Here is a 25,505-nt window from a genome sequence, read left to right as displayed (position 1 = left end):
AGTGTTATAAAAGCCTTGGGGATTCTGGAAACAGATCTCCTAGGCTTTTTTAGTATGATGGTTTGAAACTAATTTCGTAAAGTGACATCTATCCCAAGCCCTTGTGATCGTTTCATCAATATAATAATTACTTTTTAGGAGGAGTACGGTGAGTAATCGGGTCTAGATTCATACGTACTTCTCCTTTCTTTTTACAGTAATGAGGGATTTCGGATTGAACCGGTATTTCCCCTGTCCGGTCATATGACAATCGCCAAATACAAGGGAAACTATGTCACGATGGGAACGACTGAAATTTTGATTGAAAACATCGGGGTTGGCGGACTTCGGTTTTTATCAACTGTCAATCTGCCGGTGAACCCAGACATTATCCTGAAATTCGAGACCGAAATACTTGGGGAAACAGTCAGTGTGACAGGGACGATCGTCTGGCGTGAAGTAGTCGGAGAATTTTTCCGATATGGGATTCAATTCAATGCTACTGAAAGCATACAACAATTGCTGGTTCGAACCTTGAACCGTTTCGCCATCCAACTAAAAACAGATCCAACCCCTCCCAATTGCAGTTTTATGAAGGATGGAGTTTTCAAACGACTTTCTGAAATAAAAAACAGTTGATCTTCACGCACAACGGGGCTGTCCGAAAAGTCCAGGCACAGAGTTGGATACTAGCAAAAAGCAAGGGCGCCGGGAGACTCCTGCGGGAAAGCCGGCCGTCGAGACCCCGCACGGCTGTAAGCCGGAGGAGGCTCGTCGGCTGGCCCGCGGAAAGCGACCAGAGCCCTTGCTTTTTGCGTGTTTAACCGGAAAATCCACTTTCTGGACAGCCCCGTTGTCTTATTCAATCGTTCCCGTGCTTTTTAGTTCGACATTCACTGTGACATTAAATTTGATATCGGAATAGATGCGTTCCCATTCCTCGATCAAGTCTTTTCGCGATAATCTGGTCGCCCGATAGCGCAGGCCGAACCCGAATGGATCAACATTATTTTCTTGAAGGGTTGTCAATAAATCCATCACTTTCTTTTCGATATCCTCTTCAGCTAATTTACCGTACTTTTGTAAGTGCGAGTTGTTCAGCCGCTCCGTCGATTCGCTGACGACACCAACCTTCGTAATTTTCATATCGATTCGCGGCTCCCCTTCGTCAAGAATAATTTTGTATTTCATTTTCACTTCATCGATGGATAACATCATGAGTTGGTCATTTTCTTCAATTTTATAATTAAATTGGTTTACATCATTAATAAGTGAATTTAAATATTTGGTTTGCACTTGTGTCAATTCTACAGGTTCTTCCGCCCATTTGATTACGATGGATTTATTGATTTCAAAATGTTTCTGCTCTTCGTTGATATCGATGATAGGTAACAAGGTATCAATTCCTTTGCTCAATACGCCTCGTCGGAATTCGAAGAGAAATGTTGTTACTACATAAGGGCTTTCTGTGCCGGTATTATCAAAAAAATTGTATAAGGCAATTGTTGCGGGTGGCTCAGTATCCGGGGCGAAGGAAACCGTTTCTTCGGCGGTCTTTTCAGCAACGGCAATGTAAGCAATCATTTGGATATCCCCTCGCCGAGTGAAATAATCCATGAATGTATCCAAATCTTTGGAGAGCAATTCCTTGTTAATTACAATGCTTCTGTTATGTCCCATATCCAATGTTTTATCGACATGCGTTTCCATATTGCGGATAGCTTCCGCAATCGATTTAGCGTCATAAGTTAAATACGTAAAGCTTTGGGAAATCGCCTGCTTGACGTCCCCGGCCGGCTTGGCCAGCTTCAATGACACCTTGAACCCGTTCTTCACTTTTTCGGAAGGATCGATGCCGATTGCCAATACAAAAATTCTCTTGTCAATATCTTTAAAGGCACATCCGGCTTGCAGAAGGAAGGCGGCTAACATAGTGATGGCGAAGAAGCCTTTTATCATTTTTTGCTTTCCTGACATTTGGATGCAGCCCCTTTCTTCGCCAATAAAAGGCAGCCAATTAGCAATAGTAGAAGTATCGGTAAAAAGATTTGATCAAACAACCGGACCGTTTTATAAAGCCCATTAAGTGTAATCTTTTTGGTCGTGAATATGCCGAAAGCCCAAAAGCAAACGATAAAAAAAGGCATGGTTAAATTATATTTTTTCCATTTGAACCGCTTGAAATGAATGACGCTCGATAACAACTGGATAGAAACATGCCAGTGCATGATCATGCTAATGACGGCAAGGCCTAAAAATGCGCTGATGAAGAAAAAGACGATCCTCTCAATGATCCCGAATTTCATACGCATGGAATCACTTGTCATGATCCACGGGTATAGAACATTTTTCAGCGAATCAAACCCTCCAAAGCCTATCGGAAGGAAATAGGTTGAGAAAAGGATGAATGTGCAGACTGCCGTAAAAAGAGTCATTCCTTTCCAGGTCGGTTTTTTCAAATTTGTGAAGAACCGATTGAAAATTACTAAATTGGCAGCGCCGATGACGATAAAGAGCGATGTGCTAAAAGCCAGATAATCAGGCAAATGATTAATATGCATAACGGCAACACGTATATAATCCCAATCGAGATCATGACTTAAATACCCCTTTATTAGGATGAAGGCGATAAAAGGGACGATAATAATAAATACAATTTCGCTCAAATATAAAATATTTTTTGGAGTCATCGAGATTCCGTATGTGATGACAAGTACAAAAGTTAATACGATGATATAGATGGACATCTCAGGCGTTATGAAACGTATGATAATGAACGTGTAGATGATAAGTGTTGAGAGCCCTGCGATATACCAAAGTATAGAGAAAAAAAGAAGAATGGGCATTGAAATCCACTTTGGTGTGTGCGCTTTTAAGATTTCAGGCAAGCCTTGCCCAGGGAAAAGGCTGAATAAGGAAATGATTATATAGGTCAACACCATCCCGACTGGAATTGCAATAATAAGCGAAAGGACGGCCCCGCTATCACTACCGGAGATGAGAATCCTTGGCGTGAGGGAAACCATATTTGCCAGCATGTTAACCAAAATCAAATAGAAGAGGAAACGGCTCATTTTTTGTCCATCCTTAATTCTTCGTTCTTATTCATCCATGGAATCCGTAAATACGGAACGCCTAAACTGTCTTTATTCACCAAAAGCATGATGAACCCTATGAACCCGACAATTAAGCCGACGACTCCGAATAAAACGGTGTAAACGAGAAGGAGAAGCCGAATAACCCGTACTGCAAAACTCATCTCATTAATTGGAATGACGAATGTGGAAATGGCGACTGCTGAAATGACAATGACCATGATATTTGAAGCAAGTGCCGCTTCCGTTGCAGCAGTGCCCAGTATGAGGCCACCGACAGTCGTCGCGGTGGAACTGACGGCTTTCGGCAGTCGCATGCTCGCTTCGGTCAATAATTCGACGAAGAATAGCATGAAAAGCACTTCAACAAATGAAGGATACGGTACACCGATCCGCCCGCCCGCTACAGTAAGCGCGAGTTCTAATCTCATAATATCCGGATTATACGATGTCACAGCCACATACAGACTCGGAAGCAAAAGACATACGAACAAACCTATATATCTCAATAATATTGTAAATGTCGTGACACTGAAGACGTGGTAGTTATCTTCCATCGATGACATGAAATCGAAAAAGATGACAGGTGCTACGATGACATCCGGACTTCCGTCAATTGCGATAATCACTTTCCCGTTGATCAAATTATAGACGATACGATCGGGCCGTTCTGTTATCAATGTCGAAGGGAATAGAGTGAATCTTTTATTGTTGATGAAATGTTGGAGGTCTCCCGCCGATTGGAAGAAAGGAGTGCCGAGCTCTTCCAGCTGCTTTTTGATTTTTTTTAACATCTCCGGATCGACTTGATCATTATCATAGAGCAAGGCAACCTTCCGATTCGTACTGTCGTCCGCTATGACTGTTTCAACTATTAAAGAAGGCTTATGATATCGTTGCCTGATCAAATTGATTGTCGTTTCAATTTCCTCGCTCAACCCCTTTTGGGGCCCGTGAACGGTCGGTTCCACCGTGGTTTCCTGTACTTCATTATTCTTAACGAGGCGGACCTCTAACAAAAAAATATTATCTCCAATAGCGATCAATACATGGCCCGCGGTTAATAAAACAAGCAATTTTTCTTTAGACGGCATATCAGTCTGGATCGGCAAAGATTGGATGTACGAAGCGAAACCTTCTTCGGAAGCCATTTCAAAAAAAGGCCGGATGACTGTTTGCTGCAGTTTATCTCCATCGACTACCGATTTCAAAAAGAAAAGGAATGCAGATTGGCCATTTATTTGCAACGGTGTTTGAATCAAATCATCCGTAGGTTTGAATTGGTCGGCTAGTTCATCGAATATAGGAGGGGCTTGTTTTTCAGTCAATTGCAACTCTCCCTTCAGGTGAAGCGTAGAAAAAAGTTTGTCTTTAGCGTTCCCGGTAACTAAGGAATGATACACGCTTCCTAGCGAGACCGATAAAAAGCCCCGGCTCCATCAGGAATCGGGGCAATGTTCTATTTAGTTTTCACTCATTGTGCTTTACAAATCCAGCCGCCGAACATGTTCGTAGAGAAGAACTTGGCGATGTTCCGGAAGCCGGCCTGTTCCAGCAAAGCGACGATTTTGTCTTCCGGGAGGAACGAGAGGCTTCGAAGCGTTTTTTCCATTTCATCGACTTCTGCGCGTGTCAGTTTTGTCGAGTCCAGCCAATAGGCCCTCCAGAGTGCGAATAATTCATCGTATTCCGGCTCATCCGGATCGCCGTACATGGTCGTCATGACCAAGGGCGCGCCGGTGTGTAGATGTTGCCGGATTTTCATTAACAACCGCAGCTTTTCATCTTCTTCCTTTACAAAATGAAGGACGAGCAAACAGCTGGCAGCGTCGAAAGCTTGATCTGTTTCCACATCATCGACCGTTCCTTCTATAAATTCCACTCGGTCCACCATTTGAGTCTGTTCGGCCTTCATCCGGGCCAATTCCAACATTGAATCCGCGGGATCGACTGCGGTGAACGTCCAATCGGGATTGTTCGTCCCGAAAGCGGTCAGTTCATTTTCCCCGCCGGCGCCGACGATGAGCAACCGGGCTTGCGGCTTGCAATTCACCCGCAGGAAGGTTTGGACCAGCCGCAACATCGCATCGTAGGAAGGGATGTTCCTTCGAATTCCCCGATCGTATTCATCCGCCATTCTTTGATCGAACGTCATTTTTTCCGTCATTTTATCAAATCCAATCTAGGTAGTGTATAAGGATAGTTTCCACAAAACTTTGAAGATTCCTTCCATATTGAAAATCCAGGAACTCTGCCGGCCGGTGATGCTATATCATATGTAATTTTCAAAACTCGCTGGACAAAGATCATCTATTTTTCTTTTCCACGCTATGCTACGATTATGGACAGGGGAATGTTACATGGAAAGGAAGAAATATGATGTGGGAAATGAATGAAATACAACGACAATTGCATATCATCAATGGAAAACAAGCGCCCGATCTGCTCATTACCAATGCAACCTACTTGCATTCCATTTATAAAAAATGGGTGACAGGGAATATTTGGATCGTGGGCGACCGGATCGGCTATGCAGGAAAGGACATGCCTGCCGTTACAGAAGGGACGGAAATCGTCGATGCTGCGGGAAAAAAGATTGTACCCGGCTATATCGAGCCCCATGTCCATCCGTTCCTTTTGTATAATTGCGAAACGCTGGCGGATTATGCAGCGCGTCTTGGAACGACGACATTCATCGCGGATAATCTTCTCTTGTTCCTGACATTGGGCAATGAGAAATCCTTTACGCTACTGGATCAGTTCGCGAAGATGCCGTTCTCGTATTATTGGTGGACCCGGTTTGATTCACAGACGGCCCATCAACAGGAGAAGGAATTATTCAGACCGGAATCGGTTGCCGAGTGGTTGAAGCGATCCGATGTCCGGATGGGAGGCGAGTTGACGGCTTGGCCACGTCTTGTGAAGGGAGATCCGGATATGTTCGCTTCGCTGACGACGGCGAAAGCAGCGGGCATCAAAATCGAAGGGCACTTCCCGGGGGCTTCGGACAAGACGTTGGCACGGATGAAGCTTCTCGGCGCTGACGGGGATCATGAAGCGATGACTGTGGAAGAAGTGGAAGCGCGGCTGCTCCATGGTTACGGAGTCACACTCCGCCATTCCTCGATCCGTCCGGATTTGCCGGATCTATTGAAAGGCTTGGTCGAAAGAGGGCATGATGTTTTCGATCATTTGATGATGACGACGGATGGGGCGACCCCTTCATTCTATAACGACGGCATGATGGATAAATGTATTCAAGTTGCACTCGACGCGGGGGTGCCTCCGATTGACGCCTACCAGATGGCATCTTATAACATAGCCCGCTATTATGACATGGCCGACCTGCATGGTGTCATTGCGACAGGCCGCTACGCCTCCCTCAATATATTGGAAGATGAATTCAATCCGGTTCCGACGGATGTCCTGTCGAAAGGGACATGGTTGAAGCGAAACGGTGAATCGACGGGCTCGTTAGGAACGATCGACTGGTCGGTAGTCGCTCCGTTTGCTCCGCCGTTCGAGCTGGAGGATTCGGATTTTCGCTTCGACAATACAATCGGAATTGAAATGGTGAATGATGTCATCACTAAACCGTATGAGGTCACTATTGACACGACGGAAAACCGTTTATCGGAAGAACATGACGAAAACTTTTTAATGCTCATCGACCGCTTCGGGAAATGGCGTGTCAACGCGATTATTAAAGGGTTCGCCACGAATGTGCAAGGGTTGGCTTCCTCCTTCTCCAACACGGGTGATATCATCTTGATCGGAAAAGATAAAAGAGAGATGCTTCGAGCATTCGATGAGATGAAACGGATCGGTGGAGGAATGGTCCTGACGGAGAACGGGGAAACCGTCGCGGCTATCCCGTTGCCGCTCGGCGGAGGCGGATCGATCGAGCCGTTGGAAATCTTGATGGAACAGCAAAACGAGCTGGTCGGGGCGTTGGCGGAGAGAGGATATGCGTACGGAGACGTCGTTTATACGTTCCTGTTTCTCCAGTCGACCCACTTGCCGTATATCCGGATCACCCAAGCCGGCTTATATGATGTCATGAAAAATGAAGTGCTCGTTCCATTCACTGAGAGATAGGGGGACAATATGAAAGGGATCATGAGAGCATGGCCATTTTTGTTGGCCAGCATCCTGTTGCTGTGTACCGCGTGTTCAAAAAAAGAGAAGGTGGAAGCGGAAGTGATCCCGCTTCCATCGCCGAGTGCAGATCAAGAAATAGTTGAAGAAAACGAACCGGTTCCTCAATATCCACAACCGTTCACCGGGATATTGTCGGATGCGGAAAACACCCGCCGTCCTGTGTTGGCGACGATCAATAATCATCCGCTTGCCCGTCCGCAGTCTGGCATCAGCCAAGCGGATATCGTGTATGAAATGGCCGCGGAAGGCAATGTGACAAGATTTTTGGCTTTATTCCAAAGTGAATTGCCTGAAGAGATCGGCCCGGTCCGGAGCGCCCGGGACTACTTCGTCCATATCGCCAAAGGGATCGATGCGTTTTATGTAGCGCATGGTTACAGCCCGGACGCACAGACACTATTGCAGAATCGGACGGTCGATCACATTAACGGCATGCAATATGACGGGGTGTTATTCCAAAGATCCAAAGAGAGAAGGGCTCCGCACAACTCCTATATTAGTGGGGAGAATGTGTTGGCTGGGGCTGAGAAAGTGAATGCTTCGATGGAAATGGAGAAGCAGCCTTCCCTTTCTTTCCATGAATCGATTGAAAATGCTAAAATAGGCGATATGGCATCGACCATCACCGTCCGATACGGCGCCGATCCCAATTTCACAAGCGTGTACACGTATGACGCAGAGAAAGGGATATATGAGCGGACCGTGAATGGGATCTTGACGGTCGATAAGGCTAACGGTGAACAGGTGGAACTGTCCAATATTCTCCTATTCGAAGCGGCGCATCGGACGATTGATAATGTCGGACGGCAAGCGATCGATATCAACTCGGGTGGTCGGGCTTTGTTATTCCATGCGGGTATCGTGAAGGAGATCGAGTGGAAAAACGAGAATGGCTTTTTGACGCCTGTCGAAGATGGCCTTCAGGCGAAATTGATTCCAGGGAAATCCTGGATCCATATTGTCGCGTCCAATCCGGGAATGGCAACGTCGGTCACCTATACACCGTAATGAAATCATATGAAGAGAGGGATTCCTTCTATGCAAATCGATAAGATCCGCAGTCACCAGACGGATCAATTGTTCCGAGCGATACTTGAATTGAAAGACCTCGATGAATGTTACCATTTCTTTGATGATTTATTTACAATCGGTGAGCTGCAATCGCTCGCCCAGCGGCTGGAAGTGGCCCGGATGTTGAAGCTGAAGAAAACGTACGACACCATTCAGCACGAAACGGGAGCGAGCACCGCAACGATTTCCCGGATCCGCCGCTGCGTCGACTATGGTTCGGGCGGCTACAGCAAAGTATTGGCGCGTCTGTATCCCGAACTGGAAGACAAAAAAGAAGATGCGGAATGATGGAAAACCGGAGGGGCGTGTGCGCCCTCCGGTTTTTTACGTGGGAGCTAGCCGGGGTGCCAGGTACAGCCACAATTCGCAAAGACCGCGAATGGTGTCTGTACCTGGCACCCTATATCCCTTCTGTGCCGCGCCCCGCCCATAAGTCTGCGCCCGCGCCATAACTTCACGCTCGCGCCCCATGACTCTACGCAAGCACTGATCACTCCAACAAACTTTCACAACCCCGTCCCCCGGCCGGAGAAGATTCCGTCCGGTTTTTTTGGTATACTGAAATGAATGTACATTTTGGGAGTTGGGTGGTTACGATGGATTACATATTATGGCGGCATGCCTTTAAATTAGATCCGGCCAAGCCGATTGCGGATGAGGAATTGGAGCGATTGGCGGAGTCGGGGACGGATGGGATCATTGTAGGCGGGACGGATGGAGTGACCTTGGAAAATGTGTTGGATCTGCTTGTCCGCCTGCGCCGCTATTCGGTGCCGATCGCGCTTGAAGTGTCGACGGTCGATTCGGTGACGCCGGGGTTTGATTATTATTTCATTCCGACCGTCTTGAATTCGACGAAAACGAAGTGGATCAACGGAATCCATCATGCGGCGCTGAAAGAGTACGGCCATATGATGAATTGGGATGAAATCATCACGGAGGGCTATTGCATCTTGAATCCCGATTGCAAGGCCGGGCAATTGACAGGCGTCACGGAAGTGCCGGACGAGGAGGATGTCATTGCCTATGCCCGGATGGCGGAGCACCTTTTCAAGCTCCCCGTGTTTTATATGGAATATAGCGGGATTTATGGCAAGACTGAAATCGTGGAGGCGGCCAAGCGTGTGCTCGACAAGGCGCGCCTATTTTACGGCGGGGGCATTACAAATGCCGAGGAAGCCAAACAGATGGCAGCCATCGCCGATACGATCATCGTGGGCAATATCATTTACGACGACTTGAAAGCCGCCCTTTCTACTGTCGAAGCGGTGAAATCCGTTTCCTCTTAAGGCCGAATTGCTGTATAATAAAGAACAAATGTTCCGAAAGGACGAGAAGCTATGAATACAATTTCAGAAAACCTGCTCGCCGGCATGAATCCGGAGCAAGCACGGGCTGTGAAGAAAACGGAAGGGCCTCTCCTCATCATGGCGGGGGCCGGTTCCGGCAAAACCCGTGTGCTGACGCATCGGATCGCCTATTTAGTCGTGGAGAAAAACATTTACCCTTCCAACATATTAGCGATCACGTTCACCAATAAAGCCGCTCGGGAAATGCGCGAGCGGATTGATGGGCTCTTGGGCCACGGGACGGGCGAACGGATGTGGGTTTCTACCTTCCACTCGATGTGCGTCCGGATTTTACGCCGGGACATCGATCGGATCGGCATTTCAAAGAATTTCACGATTCTCGACACCGCCGATCAGTTGACGGTCATTAAAAGCGTCCTGAAAGAATTGAACCTCGATCCGAAGCAATACGATCCCCGTTCCATGCTGAATGCCATCAGTTCCGCAAAAAATGAATGTATCGATGCGCACGAATACCGCGGGCAGATCAATTCATTCAACCCGTTCGAAAAGGCGGCGGCGGATGTCTATGACGGCTATGCGAAGCGACTGCGCCAAAACCAATCGCTCGATTTCGATGACCTCATCATGTTGACCTTGACCCTATTTGAAAAAGTTCCCGATGTCCTTGAGTTTTATCAAAATAAATTCCAATATATCCACGTGGATGAGTATCAGGATACGAACAATGCGCAATACCGCCTCGTCCAGATGCTGGCAAGCAAATTCAAGAACATTTGCGTCGTAGGCGATTCTGACCAATCGATCTACAGATGGCGGGGGGCCGATATCGGCAATATCCTGTCCTTTGAAAAGGATTACCAAAACGCTGAAATCATCCTTTTGGAACAGAACTACCGATCGACGAAACGGATTTTGGATGCGGCGAATGATGTCATTACGAATAATCGCAGCCGCTATGATAAAAAGCTAAGGACTGAAAACGAAGAAGGCGAGCCGATCTATATCTACAAGGCAAGCGATGAAAAGGATGAATCCCAGTTTGTCGTAGGAAAGATCTTGGAATTGAAGGAACAGGAAAACCTGAAACTCGACCAATTCGCCATCCTCTATCGCACAAATGCGCAATCACGGGTTATTGAGGAGTTCTTGGTGAAGTCGAATCTCGATTATACGATTGTCGGAGGCACGAAATTCTACGATCGGAAAGAAATCAAGGACTTGCTGGCGTACTTGCGTTTGATCGCCAATAATGCGGATGATTTGGCGCTCGCCCGGATCATTAATGAACCGAAGCGCAGCATCGGCGCCACGTCATTTGACCGGATGGCAAGATATGCAATTGAGCGGGACACCCCGATTTTTGATGCGTTGAAAGAAGTCGATTTCATGGGTTTGACACCGCGTGCAGCCAATGAGGTTGCGAAGTTCCATGAACTCATCGAAGGATTCACCCAGATGCAGGAATATTTGACGGTGACGGAACTGGTTGAGCAAGTGTTGGAAAAAACGGGATATCGGGCGATGCTGCAAAATGATAAGACAATCGAATCGGAAAGTCGCTTGGAAAACATCGAAGAATTCCTGTCCGTCACGGAGGCTTTCGAAAAACGGGCGGAAGAGGATAACGGAGACCGATCGCTCATCGCATTCCTCACCGATCTCGCTCTCATTGCGGATATCGATTCTTTGGATAAAGAAGAGAACCAATCGTCGGAGAAAATCGTCTTGATGACGATGCACGCAGCAAAAGGATTGGAATTTCCGGTCGTCTTCATCATCGGCATGGAAGAGAACGTCTTTCCGCATTCCCGTTCCATCGGGGATGATGAGGAAATGGAAGAAGAGCGCCGATTGGCGTACGTCGGAATTACGCGTGCGGAACAGAAGCTGTTCTTGACATCTGCTTCTTTCCGGATGCTGTTCGGACGGTCGAGCTATAATAGCCCATCCCGTTTCATCGGCGAAATATCGGATGAAATAATCGAGGTGATCCCGGGAGAAGACGACTTCGGTTTCGGATCGCGTTCTTCCGTACGCCCGTCTGCACCGATGCGCCCAGCGGTCAAAAAACCTATATATCAGTCCAGCGGCGGCGAGAAGCTCGGATGGAGACCCGGAGATAAGGCGGTCCATAAAAAATGGGGCACCGGTATGGTCGTCAGTGTGAAAGGGACGGGTGAAGAAGTCGAACTCGACATCGCCTTCCCGGATCCGGTCGGTATTAAACGGTTGCTTGCAAAATTTGCACCGATCGAAAAAGCGTAAGTAAGATGGAGGAGCAAAAGATGGACATGGATCGAATCGCACTCGAAAAACGGGTGGAAGAACTGAATCGGCTATTGACGGAATACGGGCACGCGTACTACGTATTGGATAAACCGCTCGTTCCGGACTCCGTATACGATCAATACATGCAGGAATTGCTGGCGATCGAGGCAGAGCACCCTGATTTGATCTACCCGGATTCCCCTTCGCAACGGGTTGGCGGGGAAATCTTGAGCGGATTTGGTAAAGTGGTGCATGAATACCCGATGCTCAGCCTCTCGAATGTATTCAATGAAGAGGATTTGCGGGATTTTGATAGAAGGGTACGTGCATCGGCAGGGGCCGATGTTACGTATGTTTGTGAATTAAAGATCGACGGCCTGGCTATTTCCCTCAAATACGTTGACGGCCGGTTGGAACAAGGTTCGACACGCGGGGACGGTGCTGTCGGAGAGGATATTACGGCCAATTTAAAGACCATCCATTCTGTTCCGCTGCGTTTGAAGGAGCCTCTGACGATTGAAGTGCGCGGAGAAGCCTATATGCCGAAAAAGTCTTTCGTAAGTTTGAACGAAGCACGGGACGAAGCGGGGGAAGAGCCATTTGCCAATCCGCGAAATGCGGCGGCAGGCTCCCTACGCCAGCTCAACCCGAAAATAGCAGCGAGCCGGAACTTGGCGATTTTCATATATGGAATTGGCGGGGACGGCAGCGCGTACGGCCAGGATAGCCATTCGGACTCCCTTGATTTTTTGGATTCTCTCGGATTTGTAACGAATAAAGGGCGCAAACGTTGTGCCACCATCGAAGAGGTCATGGCGTATATTACCGAATGGACTGAAAAGCGATCCGACCTTGATTATGAAATTGATGGGATCGTAGTGAAAGTCGACCGGTATGAAGATCAAGAACAGCTCGGCTTTACAGCGAGGAGTCCACGTTGGGCAACTGCCTATAAGTTCCCGGCCGAAGAAGTGACGACCCGGCTACTCGAGATCGAACTGAGCGTGGGAAGAACTGGCGTGGTGACGCCGACAGCTATCTTGGAACCGGTCCGTGTCGCGGGAACGACGGTCGGACGCGCTTCCTTGCATAATGAAGATCTGATTTTGGAGAAAGACATCCGGATCGGTGACACGGTCATTGTTAGGAAAGCGGGAGACATCATCCCCGAAGTTGTGGCACCGATCATCGAACAACGGACGGGCGATGAAGTGCCATTTCAGATGCCCGACCATTGTCCGGTCTGTGAATCCGAACTGATTCGGATAGAAGAAGAAGTGGCACTGCGTTGTGTCAATCCGCAATGTCCGGCGCAAATGAAGGAAGCGATCATCCACTTCGTTTCCAGAAATGCGATGAATATCGAAGGGATCGGGGAACGCGTTGTCGACCAGCTCTACCATTCCGAACTCGTCCACGACGTGGCAGACCTGTACACGCTGGATAGAGATCAATTGCTGCAACTGGAACGAATGGGAGAAAAGTCAGTCTCCAATCTATTGACGGCCATTGAAGCATCCAAGTCCAATTCGCTGGAAAAACTCCTCTTTGGACTGGGAATCCGGCATGTCGGGGAAAAGGCGGCGACGATTCTGGCAGAAGAATTTGGAACGCTTGCAGCCTTGATGGAAGCTGATACCGATCGATTGACGACCATTCATGAGATCGGGGACAAAGTGGCCGATTCCCTCACGACTTACTTCAGCAATGAAGATGTCCAGAAAGTGCTCCGGAAGTTGGAAGCGTACGGAGTGAACATGACGTACACGGGACGATCCCGGAATGAACTGCCGACAGAAGGGCCATTTGCCGGAAAAACGGTCGTATTGACAGGGAAATTAGAGATACTGACGCGCAACGAGGCAAAAGAAAAAATTGAGGCACTCGGCGGTAAGGTGAGTGGCAGTGTCAGCAAAAAGACGGACCTCGTCATTGCGGGCGAAGATGCTGGCTCAAAGCTCGTAAAAGCGCAGGAATTCGGAATTGAAATTTGGGACGAAACACAATTGGTCGATGCCCTTGGCGAGAAGGAGTAAGCTTGTATGAAGAAATTAGCAGCAATGACCGGACTGGCAACCATATTGTTTTTGAGCGGATGTTTGCCCTCCGCTACACCCGATGAGGAGGTCCTTCAGGAAGTCGAAGAAACTGTCGAAGAGACGGTGATGATTCCCGAGGTCCAACTGAAAGATGAATTTTACCGGACGCTATTGCCCTTCAAAAAGAGTGCGAGCCGGGGGATGATCGTCAATAATATCCACACGAAATATGACATGAGAGAGGCGGAAAGAGGATTGCTGCGCATCTCCACACAATATTTCGACCCGAAGGACCACTTCTTCCAGGAAGGCCAATATATCGATCGAGACACGGCGCGCGCTTGGCTGTCCAGAAGCTCCACCGATGAAAAAGGGTTGAATCCCCCTGTGAAAGAGGGGATGAGCGAGGAGGAAATTTCCGGAAAGGCGCCTATCTATCTTGCTCATATCATTGAGCAGAATTACTTGGTAATGACCGATGAGAAGAAGGTGAGGTTGGACGGAATCTCCATCGGCCTTGCGATGAACTCTGTCAGCTATACAAGGAGCGGGAAAGAAACGGTCATCCCGGACGGTAAAATTCAGCAGGAAGGCATGAAGATGGCAGAAGAGATTGTCCGCCGTCTTCGCACACAAGAGGGGTTGAAAGATATCCCGATTGTCGTCGGTTTATTCAAACAGGAAAGTCGGAATTCTATCGTGTCCGGCACGTATTTTGCCAAAGCGGTAGCCGGTAAAGGGGATGAAGTTCCGGGGGGATGGAAAGAAGTGAATGAGCAGTATGTTGTATTCCCGGCTTCCTCCTCGATCGATCGATATCGGGAAATCAATAATGACTTCAATAAATTCAAACATGATATCGACAACTATTTTCCAAGTTTTGTCGATGTCATTGGAACCGGATTCTTCAAAGAAGGGAAGTTGAATTCCCTCCGCATCGAAATTCCGATCCAATTTTATGGAACGAGCGAGATTATCGGGTTCACCCAGTATTTGACGGGACTTGTCGTGAAGTCCTTCCCGGATATCCACACTGAGGTGACTATCAAATCGGTGAATGGACCGGAAGCGCTGATTGTGAAAGAGGCGGGGAAAGAAGAACCATACGTCCATATATATGGATATTGATTATCGTAACTTTTCATCGCTATTAGAAGGTGTTATCATTAATCGTACAGTGAGTAAATGGGAGGAAAGAAAATGACGCAATTTACGAAAGACGATGTACAGTATTTCGCCAATTTTGCAAGACTCAGCTTTTCTGATGAAGATGCCGAAGTGTATGCAGAGCAGTTGGTGGATATGATCCATTTTTCCAATGTATTGAAAGAAGCGGATACTGAAAATGTCGCTCCGATGACACATCCGATTCCGCTATACAATGTGTTGCGTGAAGACGTTCCAAAAGACGTTCTGGATCGCGATGAAATGCTGAAGAGTGTAAAAGAGCATGAGGACGGACTTATCAAAGTGCCATCCATTCTTTAAGGAACGGAATTGAGGAGGGAAACAGATGACGTTAGTAAACAAAACGGCGGCTGAACTTCAATCGCTTTTACATAGCCGTGAAGTGTCCGTCAAGGAATTGACGCAAGACACATTGAATCATATCAAAAAAGTGGATGACAAAGTCCAAGCGTTCCTGACAGTGACCGAAGAAGAGGCACTTGCGAAAGCGGAACAATTGGATAACGGCTCCACAGACAACCGCGGTCCTCTCTATGGATTGCCGGTCGGAATCAAAGATAATATTGTGACGAAAGGGATCAAAACGACCTGTGCAAGTAAAATGCTGGAAGACTATATCCCTGTCTATGACGCAACAGCTGTAGAAAGATTGGACGCGGCGGGCATGGTATCCGTCGGGAAACTGAACATGGATGAATTTGCGATGGGATCCACGACAGAACGATCGGCATTCCAAAAAACGAGAAATCCATGGAACCTCGACCTTGTACCGGGCGGATCATCAGGCGGTTCGGCAGCTGCTGTAGCGGCGGGCGAAGTGTTGTTCTCTCTTGGTTCGGATACGGGCGGGTCTGTCCGTCAACCGGCTGCTTTCTGTGGTGTTGTCGGGATGAAACCGACATACGGTCGCGTATCGCGTGCTGGGTTGGTTGCATTCGCTTCCTCCCTCGACCAAATCGGAACAATCACCCGTACGGTGGAAGATAATGCGCTTCTGCTTAACGCCATTTCAGGAGTCGACTACCGGGATAGCTCCTCTTCTCCAGTAGAGGTGCCCGATTTCAAATCCGCTTTGACAGGCGATGTCAAAGGGATGAAAATCGCGGTTCCAAAGGAATACCTTGGCGAAGGCGTCGCGGAAGAAGTGAAAACTGCAGTTCGTGAAGCATTGCAAGTGTTGGAATCACTTGGTGCGGAATGGGAAGAAGTTTCGCTTCCACATTCCAAATACGCTTCAGCAACTTACTACGTCATCGCCTGTTCGGAAGCCTCATCCAATTTATCCCGTTTCGATGGTATCCGGTATGGATACCGTCCGGAAGGCGTGAAAAATTTGGAAGAGCTTTATCTGCGTTCCCGGTCTGAAGGATTCGGCCATGAAGTGAAAAAAAGGATCCTCTTCGGAACATATGCGCTTAGCGCGGATCATCATGAAGATGTATACGTGAAATCGCAAAAGGTCCGTACGTTGATTGCCCAAGATTTCGCGTCCCTCTTTGAAAAATATGATGTTATCATCGGACCGACTTCGGCGACACCGGCCTATGAAATCGGTGGGCTTGTCAAGGATCCATTGACTTTGTATGCCAATGACGTGCTGACTGTTCCGATCAACCTTGCAGGAATCCCTGCGATTTCCGTGCCTTGCGGATTCTCTGAAGGATTGCCGATTGGTTTGCAGATCATCGGCAAACATTTTGATGAAGCGACTTTGTACAAAGTGGCACATGCGTACGAACAAGCGACGGAATTCCATAAGCGCACTCCGGCCATTGGGGAGGGAACCAACTGATGAACTTTGAAACGATTGTCGGACTTGAAGTCCACGTAGAATTGAAAACCGATACGAAAATCATGTCACCGGCACCAGCCCATTTCGGCGCAGAACCGAACATGAACATTCATGTGACGGACTTGGCATACCCGGGCGTGCTTCCGACGTTGAATAAACAAGCAATCGAATTCGGCATGAAAGCGTCGATGGCGTTGAACTGTGAAATTGCGCCAGTCATGAATTTTGACCGGAAGCACTATTTCTATCCGGACAACCCGAAAGCATACCAAATTTCCCAAGATGAACGTCCGGTCGGATCCAACGGGTGGATTGAAATCGAAGTGGATGGGAAAAAGAAAAAAATCCGCATCGAGCGGGTCCATTTGGAAGAGGACGCGGGTAAACTGACGCACTCCGATTACGGCTATTCGTTAGTCGACTTGAACCGGCAAGGCACACCTCTTGTCGAAATCGTAACGGAAGCGGATATCCGCTCTCCGGAAGAGGCGTATGCGTTTCTTGAAAAGTTGAAGGCAATCATCCAATATACAGGCGTTTCCGATGTACGGATGGAAGAAGGATCCCTCCGTTGTGACGCGAATATTTCGTTGCGTCCATTCGGACAAGAAGAATTCGGTACGAAAACCGAGTTGAAAAACCTCAACTCGTTCAACTTCGTGCGCCGTGGCATTGCCAATGAAGTCGAGCGCCAAGAAAAAGTCTTGTTGGCAGGCGGAACGATCCAGCAAGAGACGCGCCGCTACGATGAAGCGACTGGTGAAACAGTGCTCATGCGTGTCAAAGGAAGCGCAAACGATTATCGATTCATCAATGATCCGGATCTGCCGGAAGTCCATATCGACCAAGAGTGGATAGATCGGGTGCGAGCGGAGATTCCAGAGCTTCCGGACGCACGGAAAGAGCGCTATGTGAAAGAGTTGGATCTTCCTGAATACGATGCACACGTACTGACTTTGACAAAAGAAATGTCCGATTTCTTCGATGCGACAGTAGATGCCGGGGCGGACGCCAAATTGGCTTCCAACTGGCTGATGGGTGACGTTTCAGCCTATCTGAATGCAGAACAGAAGGAACTGCACGATACGGCACTCACTCCGGAAGGACTCGCCAGCATGATCAAACTGATCGTAGACGGCACGATTTCTTCTAAAATTGCGAAGAAAGTATTTAAGGAATTGATTGAAAAAGGCGGAAACGCCGAAGCAATCGTCAAGGAAAAAGGACTTGTCCAAATTTCCGATGAAGGCGCACTACTCAAAATCGTCACGGAGACATTGGATGCAAACGAGCAATCGATCGAAGACTACAAGAACGGTAAAGACCGGGCTGTCGGCTTCCTTGTCGGCCAAATCATGAAAGCGACAAAAGGACAAGCCAACCCTCAATTGGTCAATAAAATCCTTCTTGAAGAGATTAAAAAACGATAACCGATCTGCTGCGTCCTATGCAAGGCTTGAAAAAGAGTCCGAGCATAGGACGTTTTTCGCTAGACAATCAAGAAGAGCATCCTTCGTTTTAACCGCGGAACTTCGGAATTGATTCGACCTGGAAGTATCCGTACACTAAAGGAAAGGAGTGTGGAAGCAGATGAAATCAGAGAAGCAATATTTTGATGAAGCCATTTCACTTGAGCAATATATGGATCGAATGGAGAAACATAAGGACAACAGCTTTCATGTATATGAACAGTTCGAGGTGCCCCAAGATGATGAGTTCATCGAAATCTTGAAGGACAAGCAGCCGAATCTGTTAGTCATTACGGAAGATTGGTGCGGAGATGCGATGATGAACAATCCTGTCTTGCGTCGGATCGCCGAGGCGGCTTCACTTGATGTGCGAGCTGTCTACCGTGATGAAGATACGGATCTGATCGATCGTCATCTTACAAACGGCGGTCGATCCATCCCGGTGTATCTCCTGTTAGATAAAGGCGGAGAGGTTTTGGCGAAGTGGGGACCGCGCGCCGAAACGATTCAAGAGTACGTCATGGGGCTTCGACAGGAGCTGCCTTCTTCCGACGCGCCAGATTTCGAAGAAAAACAGAAAACGCTGATCGAGCGATTGACGGCGGAATATTCATCAAAACCGGAATTGTGGTTGACAGTCTACGAAGATATCCGAAAAACCTTTCTTCCGGTTCTTCAAAAGCAAGCTTAATACATCATCTGTATGAATCTGTATGAATTGAGAGGGAAATGGGATGAAACGTGCACGAATTATTTATAACCCGACCGCTGGACGCGAAATCATTCGAAAGCATTTGGCGGAGATCCTGGAAAAAATGGAGTTGGCCGGGTACGAAACGTCCTGCCATGCGACAACAGGCGAGGGAGATGCGATGGCAGCAGCAAAATCGGCGGTTGCCCGGGGATTCGACATCGTCATAGCAGCGGGCGGGGACGGAACGTTGAATGAAGTCATTGCAGGCGTCAGCCCATTTGAAAACCGGCCGACCATCGGATTGATTCCGGTAGGGACGACAAATGATTTTGCACGGGCCCTAAAAATCCCGCGCGATATTGAGGATGCCGTCGACATCATTGTCCAAGGGCAAACCGTTCCGGTAGACGTAGGAATGATGAACGACCGCTACTTCATCAATATTGCGGGGGGCGGCCGAATGACGGAATTGACCTATGACGTCCCAAGCAAATTGAAAACGGTGCTCGGCCAGCTCGCTTATTACTTGAAAGGGATCGAGATGCTCCCGTCCATTCATTCATCACATGTAAAGATCGAATACGATGGCCAAGTGTTCGATGATGAAGTGATGATGTTTTTGGTCGGCTTGACCAACTCGGTGGGCGGGTTCGAGAAACTTGCACCGGATTCCAGCATCAATGATGGAAAGTTTACATTGCTTATCCTGAAAAAATGCAACATCGCGGAATTCATACGCATCGTGTCACTCGCCTTGCGAGGGGAGCACTTGGATGATCCCCTCGTCATCTCCAGCAAAGCCGAGAAAATTACAGTAACCTCCAACGAAGAAGTGCTTCTGAACCTTGACGGCGAATATGGAGGTGTCCTCCCGGCAACCTTCCAGAACCTATGCCGTCACGTGGAAATGTTCGCCCCCGTTGAAAAGCTGCGGGAGAAAGATCGCCCTTAATAAGTGTAGAAAACCCCATCATCTGTTTGGGGTTTTTTGTTTGGTTTTGGGAGGGGCGGGGATGTTTGAGGTATTGTGGTGTTGTGAGGTTGGGTGGGGATGTTTCGTAGTGCGCGGGGAGTGTTGTGAGGTTAAGTGGAAGTGTTTCGAGGTGTGGTCTGTCCCATTCCAACTGTCATGGCAAATCTTCAAACTGGAAGGGCAATTCTCTGAACTGTCATGGCTCCCGCGAAAACTGTCATATCCCGGTCGAATTGTCATGGCAATTCTTCAAACTATAAGGGCAATTCCCCGGATTGTCATGGCTTGCGTGAAGACTGTCATGGCAAATCCCCGACACCAGGGAAAATCATTTTCTCTCGGCAAAACCCAAGATGGAATCCCCGGCAACAAAACAAAAGGCCCCTTCTTTTCGAGGGGCCTGCTTACATATTTAAATAAAATCGAGTGCTTCATCCTGTTTACCGGCCAGCTGCGGCAGGTTATCGAGTGGGATCCATCGGTTGCAATAAATGGATCCGTCGTCTTTACCATCGCTATCGACACGATGTTCCCATGGGGAAAGCACCTCGCCGGTGTAGATTAAATGGAAAATATTCCGTTCGTAGACCAAATCGCGGTCGCGCGGGAAATGCTTATTCTTGGTCACTTTCCCTCGCAGTTCGAGTTGGTCCCGTGTGATGCCAGTTTCCTCCTCGATTTCTCGATATAAGGCATCCATGAGCAGTTCGTCTTTTTCGATAGTCCCCCCAGGCACTTGCCAGCCTTCTTCGGGATGCTCCTTATTTTCGAACACAAGGATTTTGCGTTCGGTTCCTTCACCTGATGTGATATAAGCTAAGACTTTCCGTTTTAACTCCATTGTGTTCACCCCGATTTTATTTTTTTAGTTTACTCATTGTACAAAACATTCCAATAACTCGCAAGTGAATTGTTTGAAAAAAGACAAAACAACAGCTTGAAATCTTTTGCAAATTGTTGGCAATGGTTGGATTTCCTTCACAAAGGGTTCATAAACAATTCACGGATTTCCAATAATATAAATGTTAACAGACTGCATAGCGGGTATAGAATAGAGTCAGGCTATAAAATCAGTTACCCTTTTCAAAGAACGAGATCGGAGTTCCATTACCCCTTTAGCCCGCTAATGAATCCAGTGGAAAGGACGTGAGCAGTCCTATGTATAAAAAACAGGAACGGCGACTGATGTGGTTAGTCTTTATCGTGGCGGGTATCATGTTGGTATCCATCATCGGCAGAGTGTTCGGAAACTAAGGAGGAGACTGGGATGGGAAATGAAGAAGCTGTCTTTTTTTCACGGGTTTTGACCGAATTGACCTTATCATTCCATATCATTTACGCGACAATTGGCGTCGGGGTGCCGCTCATGATCATGATTGCCCAATGGGTTGGTATCAAAAAGAACGATGAACATTATATTTTGCTGGCCCGACGTTGGGCGCGGGGGTTCGTTATCACCGTGGCAGTCGGGGTCGTCACCGGGACGGCCATCGGGTTGCAGCTTTCTTTATTGTGGCCGAATTTCATGGAGTTAGCGGGCAACGTTATCGCGCTTCCTCTCTTCATGGAGACGTTCGCGTTTTTCTTTGAAGCAATTTTTCTTGGAATTTATTTATACACATGGGACCGGTTTGAGAATCAGAAGAAGCATTTGCTTTTGCTGATCCCGGTTGCATTAGGAGCTTCATTTTCCGCGGTGTTCATCACGATTGTCAATGCGTTCATGAATGCACCGCAAGGTTTTGACATCGTCAATGGCGAACTCGTCAACATCAATCCGATTTTGGCGATGTTCAATCCGGCGATGCCGACGAAAGTGGCGCATGTTGTGGTGACTGCGTATATGACCGCGGCGTTTGTGCTTGCTGCCATTGCGGCGTTCCGCCTGTTGCGGGGATCCGATCATGTCTACCATAAAAAAGCCCTTTATTTGACAATGAAGTTGGGGTTGGTCTTCTCGATTGCCGCAGCCGTCATCGGGGACTTTTCAGGAAAATATCTAGCGGAATACCAGCCGGAGAAATTGGCGGCTGCTGAATGGCATTTTGAGACAGAAGAAAATGCACCGCTTGTCCTGCTCGGTGTCCTGTCGGATGGGGAAGTGAAGTATTCCATCCGGGTCCCGTACGCGCTTTCCATTTTGGCGCACGGCAATCCGACTGCGGAAGTGATTGGGTTGGATCAATTTGCGGAGGAAGATATACCGCCGCTCTATATCCATTATCTATTCAACATCATGGTTTTTATCGGGATGTGGATGGCATTATTAGCCGCGGTTTTTTGGATTGGAGTCAAGCGGGGCTGGCGCATCGTTTCCTCAAAATGGTTCCGCTGGCTGATCGTCCTTGGAGGGCCTCTGTCCATCATTGCAATAGAAGCGGGTTGGTGGTTGGCGGAAGTCGGCAGGCAGCCATGGATTTTGCGGAATATCATGCGGGTTTCCGAAGCGGCCACGTCCAGCAACCATGTCGATACAATGCTCTGGCTGTTCGCGCTACTCTATCTCATCTTGGGGATCGGAAGCATAGTCGTGCTCACCAGGATGTTCCGGAAGAACCCGGTAGAGAAAGAAATTGAAGACCGTCAAATGGAGAAAGGCGGTGACATGCTATGACGCTTGAAATTTTAGGGATTTCCGTGTTGTGGACGTTCCTGTTCGGTTACATCCTCGTCGGGGCCATCGATTTCGGAGCCGGTTTTTTCAACGCGTATAGTTTATTGACAGGAAAACAACGGGTGTTGACGAATGTCATCCAACGCTATTTATCCCCCGTTTGGGAAGTGACGAATGTCTTCCTCGTCTTCTTCTTCGTCGGAATCATCGGGTTCTTCCCGAAGACAGCGTTCTATTACGGAACGACGCTGTTGGTCCCCGTCAGCATCGGGATTATCCTGCTGGCGATCCGGGGTTCATACTACGCCTTTGAAACTTACGGAGCTCGGGGACATAAAGGCTACTCGTTCATGTATGGGGTTGCGGGAATCTTAATTCCTGCTTCGCTCTCCATCGTCTTGACCATTTCGGAAGGCGGATTTGTGGAAATGATCGATAACCATCCGGTGCTCGACTACTGGAAGCTGTTCACAAGCCCGCTCACCTGGTCCATCGTCGTGTTGAGCATCGCAGCGACGCTTTATATATCAGCTGTTTTCCTGACTTGGTATGCGAATAAAGCAGGGGACATGGAAGCGAGGGAACTCCTGCGGAAATACGCGCTCATTTGGTCGATGCCAACCATCGTAACGGCGGGTGGAATCATATTCGAATTGCGGAAGCATAACCCCGAGCATTACAGCAATATTCAAACGTTCTGGCCGATGTTCCTACTGTCGGCATTGCTGTTTGTCGGAACGGTATGGCTTTTATGGAAAGGGAAAAAATATGGGCTGGCATTCGGTCTGTTGGCGGGGCAATTCTTCTTTGCTTTCTTCGGGTACGGAGCGTCGCATTACCCCTACTTGCTTTACCCGTACTTGACGATATACGACAGCTTCACCAATCCGGCCATGGCGATTGCACTCGTCGTCGCATTCGTTCTCGGCCTAGGCCTGCTCATTCCATCGTTGGTGCTGCTCCTGCGATTGTTCCTATTCAATAAAGACTACGTCCGTGGAAAAGAAGATTTCCATGTGTGAGGAGTGATTGACGTGAACGACTTTTTAATCTTCTACGCGCCCTTCGTTGTCCTGCTCGGCTCCCTCGCCGTCGGATTTTGGATCGCGCCGATGGATGGTGCGGTGACGAAAGAAGAGGAACGGGAAAAGTGAGGAATCGACCCTGAGAGCACGGTATCCGTCTCTTGGGGTTTTGGGTTTTAGAGGGAAATAAAGAATGAGAACTCTTCCAAGTATGATGAACTATGTCATGCCCGGTGCGTAAAAAATCTCCGAAAACATGCTACACTAAGGACATCAGAAATTTGGAGGAAATGTAATGTCTTATATAGTGAATAAAAACGACCGCCTTCACGTCGCGGTGGAAGACTTGACCCATGACGGGGCCGGCGTCGCAAAGGTCGACGGGTATCCGCTGTTCATTCCCGGAACGCTGCCGGGGGAGGAAGTGGAAGTCCAAGTGACGAAAACGTTGAAGAACTATGGCTTTGCCAAGCTGCTCGAAATCAGAACACCTTCCGCCGATCGGATCATCCCGCCATGCCATGTCTTCCCGACATGCGGCGGCTGCCAAGTCCAGCATTTGTCTTATGAAGCGCAACTCGAGCAAAAAAGAAAGTCGGTGCGCGACGTCATCGATCGGATCGCTAAGCTGCCACATGTGCCGGTCCACCCGGTGAAAGGGATGGAAGACCCATGGCGCTACCGCAATAAATCCCAGATCCCCTTCAGCACGAGGGACGGACAAGTCATCTCAGGTTTCTATCAGTCCAAAACGCATAAAATCGTTGATACCGATGTCTGCATTATTCAGACAGAGGAGGCGGATGCAATCATGACTGCGCTGAAACGAGAACTGCATTCGCTTGGCATCGACACGTATGATGAAAAAATACATCGCGGTATGCTGCGTCATGTCGTAGTCCGGAAAGCGCGAGCAACGGGCGAAGTGATGGTCGTCCTCGTCACATTGAAAAAGAAATTCCAACAGAAGGACGCAGTGGTCGAGCTGATCCGGAATACAGTGCCAGGCGTGACGTCCATCATGCAAAACCTCAACAGCAACAAAACGAATGTCATTTTCGGAAACGAAACGATCTGCCTCTACGGAAAATCGATCATCATCGATTCAATCGGCGACATCCAGTTTGAGATTTCGGCACGCTCTTTTTATCAAGTGAACCCCGTGCAAACGGAAGTCTTGTACAAACAAGCACTCGATTACGCGCAGCTAACCGGCGAGGAGACGGTCATCGATGCCTACTGCGGGATTGGGACGATTTCTTTATTCCTAGCCCAGCGAGCGAAGGAAGTGTACGGTGTGGAGATTGTCCCGCAAGCAATCGAAGACGCCAAACGGAATGCCGAACTGAATGGCATTTCCAACGCGATCTTTGAAGCAGGGGCGGCGGAAGACGTTATTCCAAGGTGGTATGCAGAAGGCAAACGGTTCGAAGTCCTCGTCGTCGATCCGCCGCGAAAAGGATGCGATGAAAAACTGCTGCAAACGATTTTGAAATACAAGCCGAAACGCGTCGTCTACGTCTCCTGCAACCCCGGCACCCTCGCCCGGGACTTGCGAATCTTGGAAGATGGCGGCTACGAGACGAAAGAAGTGCAGCCGGTGGATATGTTTCCGCAGAGTAGTCACGTAGAGACGGTCGCACTGCTGGAATTAAAATAATAATTGAAACCCTTGAGAATGCTTGTTTGACGGCATTTTTGAGGGTTATTTATATGTCTGAAATCGAGATGTGGGAGAAATTTTAGGTGTTACGCCGCCCACATCCTCCAGTATCCCTTTTTGATTTAGTTGTTCGGAAACAGTGACCACATCAATATTTTTAT

At 48.2% G+C, this 25,505-nt stretch carries 22 protein-coding genes; 17 read left to right on the top strand and 5 right to left on the bottom strand.

Annotated elements, in window-relative coordinates; all coding sequences use genetic code 11:
- Positions 1-279: 279 nt before the first annotated feature.
- Positions 280-618, top strand: a complete 339-nt coding sequence (locus OXB_RS01865) for a PilZ domain-containing protein (RefSeq protein ID WP_041071422.1) — start codon at positions 280-282, stop codon at positions 616-618.
- Positions 619-837: 219 nt separating this feature from the next.
- Here OXB_RS01865 and OXB_RS01860 read toward each other — a convergent pair whose 3' ends face one another.
- From OXB_RS01860 to OXB_RS01845, 4 genes are all read right to left on the bottom strand, one after another.
- Positions 838-1,956: a Ger(x)C family spore germination protein gene (locus OXB_RS01860; RefSeq protein ID WP_041071419.1), complete on the bottom strand. Its 1,119-nt coding sequence runs from the start codon at positions 1,954-1,956 to the stop codon at positions 838-840.
- Positions 1,935-3,053: a GerAB/ArcD/ProY family transporter gene (locus OXB_RS01855; RefSeq protein WP_052483825.1), complete on the bottom strand. Its 1,119-nt coding sequence runs from the start codon at positions 3,051-3,053 to the stop codon at positions 1,935-1,937. Before OXB_RS01855 ends, OXB_RS01860 begins: the two co-directional genes overlap by 22 nt.
- Positions 3,050-4,402 (bottom strand): spore germination protein, encoded by a 1,353-nt coding sequence (locus OXB_RS01850; RefSeq protein WP_070098185.1) that lies wholly within the window; start codon positions 4,400-4,402, stop codon positions 3,050-3,052. Before OXB_RS01850 ends, OXB_RS01855 begins: the two co-directional genes overlap by 4 nt.
- Before the next feature lie 146 nt (positions 4,403-4,548).
- The gene (locus OXB_RS01845) at positions 4,549-5,241 is read right to left on the bottom strand and encodes a class I SAM-dependent methyltransferase (protein WP_052483824.1); all 693 of its coding nucleotides are present in this window, start codon (positions 5,239-5,241) and stop codon (positions 4,549-4,551) included.
- A gap of 212 nt (positions 5,242-5,453) precedes the next feature.
- Between OXB_RS01845 and OXB_RS01840 the strand changes: the two genes are divergently transcribed.
- The 12 genes from OXB_RS01840 to OXB_RS01785 all read left to right on the top strand — a co-directional run bounded on the left by OXB_RS01840 (position 5,454) and on the right by OXB_RS01785 (position 20,021).
- The gene (locus tag OXB_RS01840; RefSeq protein WP_084212362.1) at positions 5,454-7,172 is read left to right on the top strand and encodes an adenine deaminase C-terminal domain-containing protein; all 1,719 of its coding nucleotides are present in this window, start codon (positions 5,454-5,456) and stop codon (positions 7,170-7,172) included.
- A gap of 9 nt (positions 7,173-7,181) precedes the next feature.
- Positions 7,182-8,243, top strand: a complete 1,062-nt coding sequence (locus OXB_RS01835) for a DUF3048 domain-containing protein (RefSeq protein ID WP_231860343.1) — start codon at positions 7,182-7,184, stop codon at positions 8,241-8,243.
- A gap of 30 nt (positions 8,244-8,273) precedes the next feature.
- On the top strand, positions 8,274-8,594 hold the full coding sequence (locus OXB_RS01830) for a YerC/YecD family TrpR-related protein (protein ID WP_041071413.1): 321 nt from the start codon (positions 8,274-8,276) through the stop codon (positions 8,592-8,594).
- Positions 8,595-8,902: 308 nt separating this feature from the next.
- The gene (locus OXB_RS01825) at positions 8,903-9,595 is read left to right on the top strand and encodes a heptaprenylglyceryl phosphate synthase (RefSeq protein ID WP_041071410.1); all 693 of its coding nucleotides are present in this window, start codon (positions 8,903-8,905) and stop codon (positions 9,593-9,595) included.
- A 51-nt stretch (positions 9,596-9,646) separates the two neighbouring features.
- Positions 9,647-11,884 carry a DNA helicase PcrA gene (gene pcrA / locus OXB_RS01820; protein WP_041071407.1) on the top strand — a complete coding sequence of 746 codons (2,238 nt, stop codon included), beginning with the start codon at positions 9,647-9,649 and terminating at the stop codon, positions 11,882-11,884.
- 26 nt (positions 11,885-11,910) lie between these two features.
- Entirely contained in the window at positions 11,911-13,923 is a 2,013-nt protein-coding gene (ligA, locus tag OXB_RS01815) for an NAD-dependent DNA ligase LigA (RefSeq protein WP_041076133.1), read from the top strand.
- A gap of 6 nt (positions 13,924-13,929) precedes the next feature.
- Positions 13,930-15,054, top strand: coding sequence for a CamS family sex pheromone protein (locus OXB_RS01810; RefSeq protein ID WP_041071405.1), 1,125 nt, complete (start codon positions 13,930-13,932; stop codon positions 15,052-15,054).
- 72 nt (positions 15,055-15,126) lie between these two features.
- Positions 15,127-15,414 (top strand): Asp-tRNA(Asn)/Glu-tRNA(Gln) amidotransferase subunit GatC, encoded by a 288-nt coding sequence (gene gatC / locus OXB_RS01805; protein WP_041071402.1) that lies wholly within the window; start codon positions 15,127-15,129, stop codon positions 15,412-15,414.
- 25 nt (positions 15,415-15,439) lie between these two features.
- Complete coding sequence (gene gatA, locus OXB_RS01800) at positions 15,440-16,906, top strand: Asp-tRNA(Asn)/Glu-tRNA(Gln) amidotransferase subunit GatA (protein WP_041071399.1); 1,467 nt, start codon at positions 15,440-15,442, stop codon at positions 16,904-16,906.
- The gene (gatB, locus tag OXB_RS01795) at positions 16,906-18,336 is read left to right on the top strand and encodes an Asp-tRNA(Asn)/Glu-tRNA(Gln) amidotransferase subunit GatB (protein WP_041071397.1); all 1,431 of its coding nucleotides are present in this window, start codon (positions 16,906-16,908) and stop codon (positions 18,334-18,336) included. Before gatA ends, gatB begins: the two co-directional genes overlap by 1 nt.
- A 160-nt stretch (positions 18,337-18,496) precedes the next feature.
- Positions 18,497-19,066, top strand: a complete 570-nt coding sequence (locus tag OXB_RS01790; protein WP_041071394.1) for a thioredoxin family protein — start codon at positions 18,497-18,499, stop codon at positions 19,064-19,066.
- Between the two features lie 43 nt (positions 19,067-19,109).
- Entirely contained in the window at positions 19,110-20,021 is a 912-nt protein-coding gene (locus OXB_RS01785; RefSeq protein WP_041071391.1) for a diacylglycerol kinase, read from the top strand.
- Between the two features lie 433 nt (positions 20,022-20,454).
- Here OXB_RS01785 and OXB_RS01780 read toward each other — a convergent pair whose 3' ends face one another.
- Positions 20,455-20,883, bottom strand: a complete 429-nt coding sequence (locus OXB_RS01780) for an NUDIX hydrolase (protein ID WP_041071388.1) — start codon at positions 20,881-20,883, stop codon at positions 20,455-20,457.
- A 426-nt stretch (positions 20,884-21,309) separates the two neighbouring features.
- Between OXB_RS01780 and OXB_RS01775 the strand changes: the two genes are divergently transcribed.
- The 4 genes from OXB_RS01775 to rlmD all read left to right on the top strand — a co-directional run bounded on the left by OXB_RS01775 (position 21,310) and on the right by rlmD (position 25,341).
- Complete coding sequence (locus OXB_RS01775; RefSeq protein WP_041071386.1) at positions 21,310-22,656, top strand: cytochrome ubiquinol oxidase subunit I; 1,347 nt, start codon at positions 21,310-21,312, stop codon at positions 22,654-22,656.
- A complete protein-coding gene (locus OXB_RS01770) occupies positions 22,653-23,678 on the top strand; it encodes a cytochrome d ubiquinol oxidase subunit II (protein WP_041071383.1) in 1,026 nt (341 codons plus the stop codon). The genes OXB_RS01775 and OXB_RS01770 overlap by 4 nt, the downstream gene beginning before the upstream one ends.
- 12 nt (positions 23,679-23,690) lie before the next feature.
- Positions 23,691-23,810, top strand: coding sequence for a cytochrome bd oxidase small subunit CydS (cydS, locus tag OXB_RS19385; RefSeq protein ID WP_442852882.1), 120 nt, complete (start codon positions 23,691-23,693; stop codon positions 23,808-23,810).
- 166 nt (positions 23,811-23,976) lie between these two features.
- On the top strand, positions 23,977-25,341 hold the full coding sequence (gene rlmD, locus OXB_RS01765) for a 23S rRNA (uracil(1939)-C(5))-methyltransferase RlmD (RefSeq protein WP_041071380.1): 1,365 nt from the start codon (positions 23,977-23,979) through the stop codon (positions 25,339-25,341).
- Positions 25,342-25,505 lie beyond the last annotated feature (164 nt).

It is taken from the genome of Bacillus sp. OxB-1 (genome assembly GCF_000829195.1).
Classification (GTDB): domain Bacteria; phylum Bacillota; class Bacilli; order Bacillales_A; family Planococcaceae; genus Sporosarcina.
This window is presented reverse-complemented; position numbering and strand designations above follow the sequence as displayed.

What these genes read in the sequence shown, in the direction of transcription:
- OXB_RS01865 (WP_041071422.1), top strand. Translation starts at nt 280, where the DNA reads ATGGGAACGACTGAAATTTTGATTGAAAACATCGGGGTTGGCGGACTT.
- OXB_RS01860 (WP_041071419.1), bottom strand. Translation starts at nt 1,956, where the DNA reads ATGTCAGGAAAGCAAAAAATGATAAAAGGCTTCTTCGCCATCACTATG.
- OXB_RS01855 (WP_052483825.1), bottom strand. Translation starts at nt 3,053, where the DNA reads ATGAGCCGTTTCCTCTTCTATTTGATTTTGGTTAACATGCTGGCAAAT.
- OXB_RS01845 (WP_052483824.1), bottom strand. Translation starts at nt 5,241, where the DNA reads ATGACGGAAAAAATGACGTTCGATCAAAGAATGGCGGATGAATACGAT.
- OXB_RS01840 (WP_084212362.1), top strand. Translation starts at nt 5,454, where the DNA reads ATGTGGGAAATGAATGAAATACAACGACAATTGCATATCATCAATGGA.
- OXB_RS01835 (WP_231860343.1), top strand. Translation starts at nt 7,182, where the DNA reads ATGAAAGGGATCATGAGAGCATGGCCATTTTTGTTGGCCAGCATCCTG.
- OXB_RS01830 (WP_041071413.1), top strand. Translation starts at nt 8,274, where the DNA reads ATGCAAATCGATAAGATCCGCAGTCACCAGACGGATCAATTGTTCCGA.
- OXB_RS01825 (WP_041071410.1), top strand. Translation starts at nt 8,903, where the DNA reads ATGGATTACATATTATGGCGGCATGCCTTTAAATTAGATCCGGCCAAG.
- pcrA (WP_041071407.1), top strand. Translation starts at nt 9,647, where the DNA reads ATGAATACAATTTCAGAAAACCTGCTCGCCGGCATGAATCCGGAGCAA.
- ligA (WP_041076133.1), top strand. Translation starts at nt 11,911, where the DNA reads ATGGATCGAATCGCACTCGAAAAACGGGTGGAAGAACTGAATCGGCTA.
- OXB_RS01810 (WP_041071405.1), top strand. Translation starts at nt 13,930, where the DNA reads ATGAAGAAATTAGCAGCAATGACCGGACTGGCAACCATATTGTTTTTG.
- gatC (WP_041071402.1), top strand. Translation starts at nt 15,127, where the DNA reads ATGACGCAATTTACGAAAGACGATGTACAGTATTTCGCCAATTTTGCA.
- gatA (WP_041071399.1), top strand. Translation starts at nt 15,440, where the DNA reads ATGACGTTAGTAAACAAAACGGCGGCTGAACTTCAATCGCTTTTACAT.
- gatB (WP_041071397.1), top strand. Translation starts at nt 16,906, where the DNA reads ATGAACTTTGAAACGATTGTCGGACTTGAAGTCCACGTAGAATTGAAA.
- OXB_RS01790 (WP_041071394.1), top strand. Translation starts at nt 18,497, where the DNA reads ATGAAATCAGAGAAGCAATATTTTGATGAAGCCATTTCACTTGAGCAA.
- OXB_RS01785 (WP_041071391.1), top strand. Translation starts at nt 19,110, where the DNA reads ATGAAACGTGCACGAATTATTTATAACCCGACCGCTGGACGCGAAATC.
- OXB_RS01780 (WP_041071388.1), bottom strand. Translation starts at nt 20,883, where the DNA reads ATGGAGTTAAAACGGAAAGTCTTAGCTTATATCACATCAGGTGAAGGA.
- OXB_RS01775 (WP_041071386.1), top strand. Translation starts at nt 21,310, where the DNA reads ATGGGAAATGAAGAAGCTGTCTTTTTTTCACGGGTTTTGACCGAATTG.
- OXB_RS01770 (WP_041071383.1), top strand. Translation starts at nt 22,653, where the DNA reads ATGACGCTTGAAATTTTAGGGATTTCCGTGTTGTGGACGTTCCTGTTC.
- rlmD (WP_041071380.1), top strand. Translation starts at nt 23,977, where the DNA reads ATGTCTTATATAGTGAATAAAAACGACCGCCTTCACGTCGCGGTGGAA.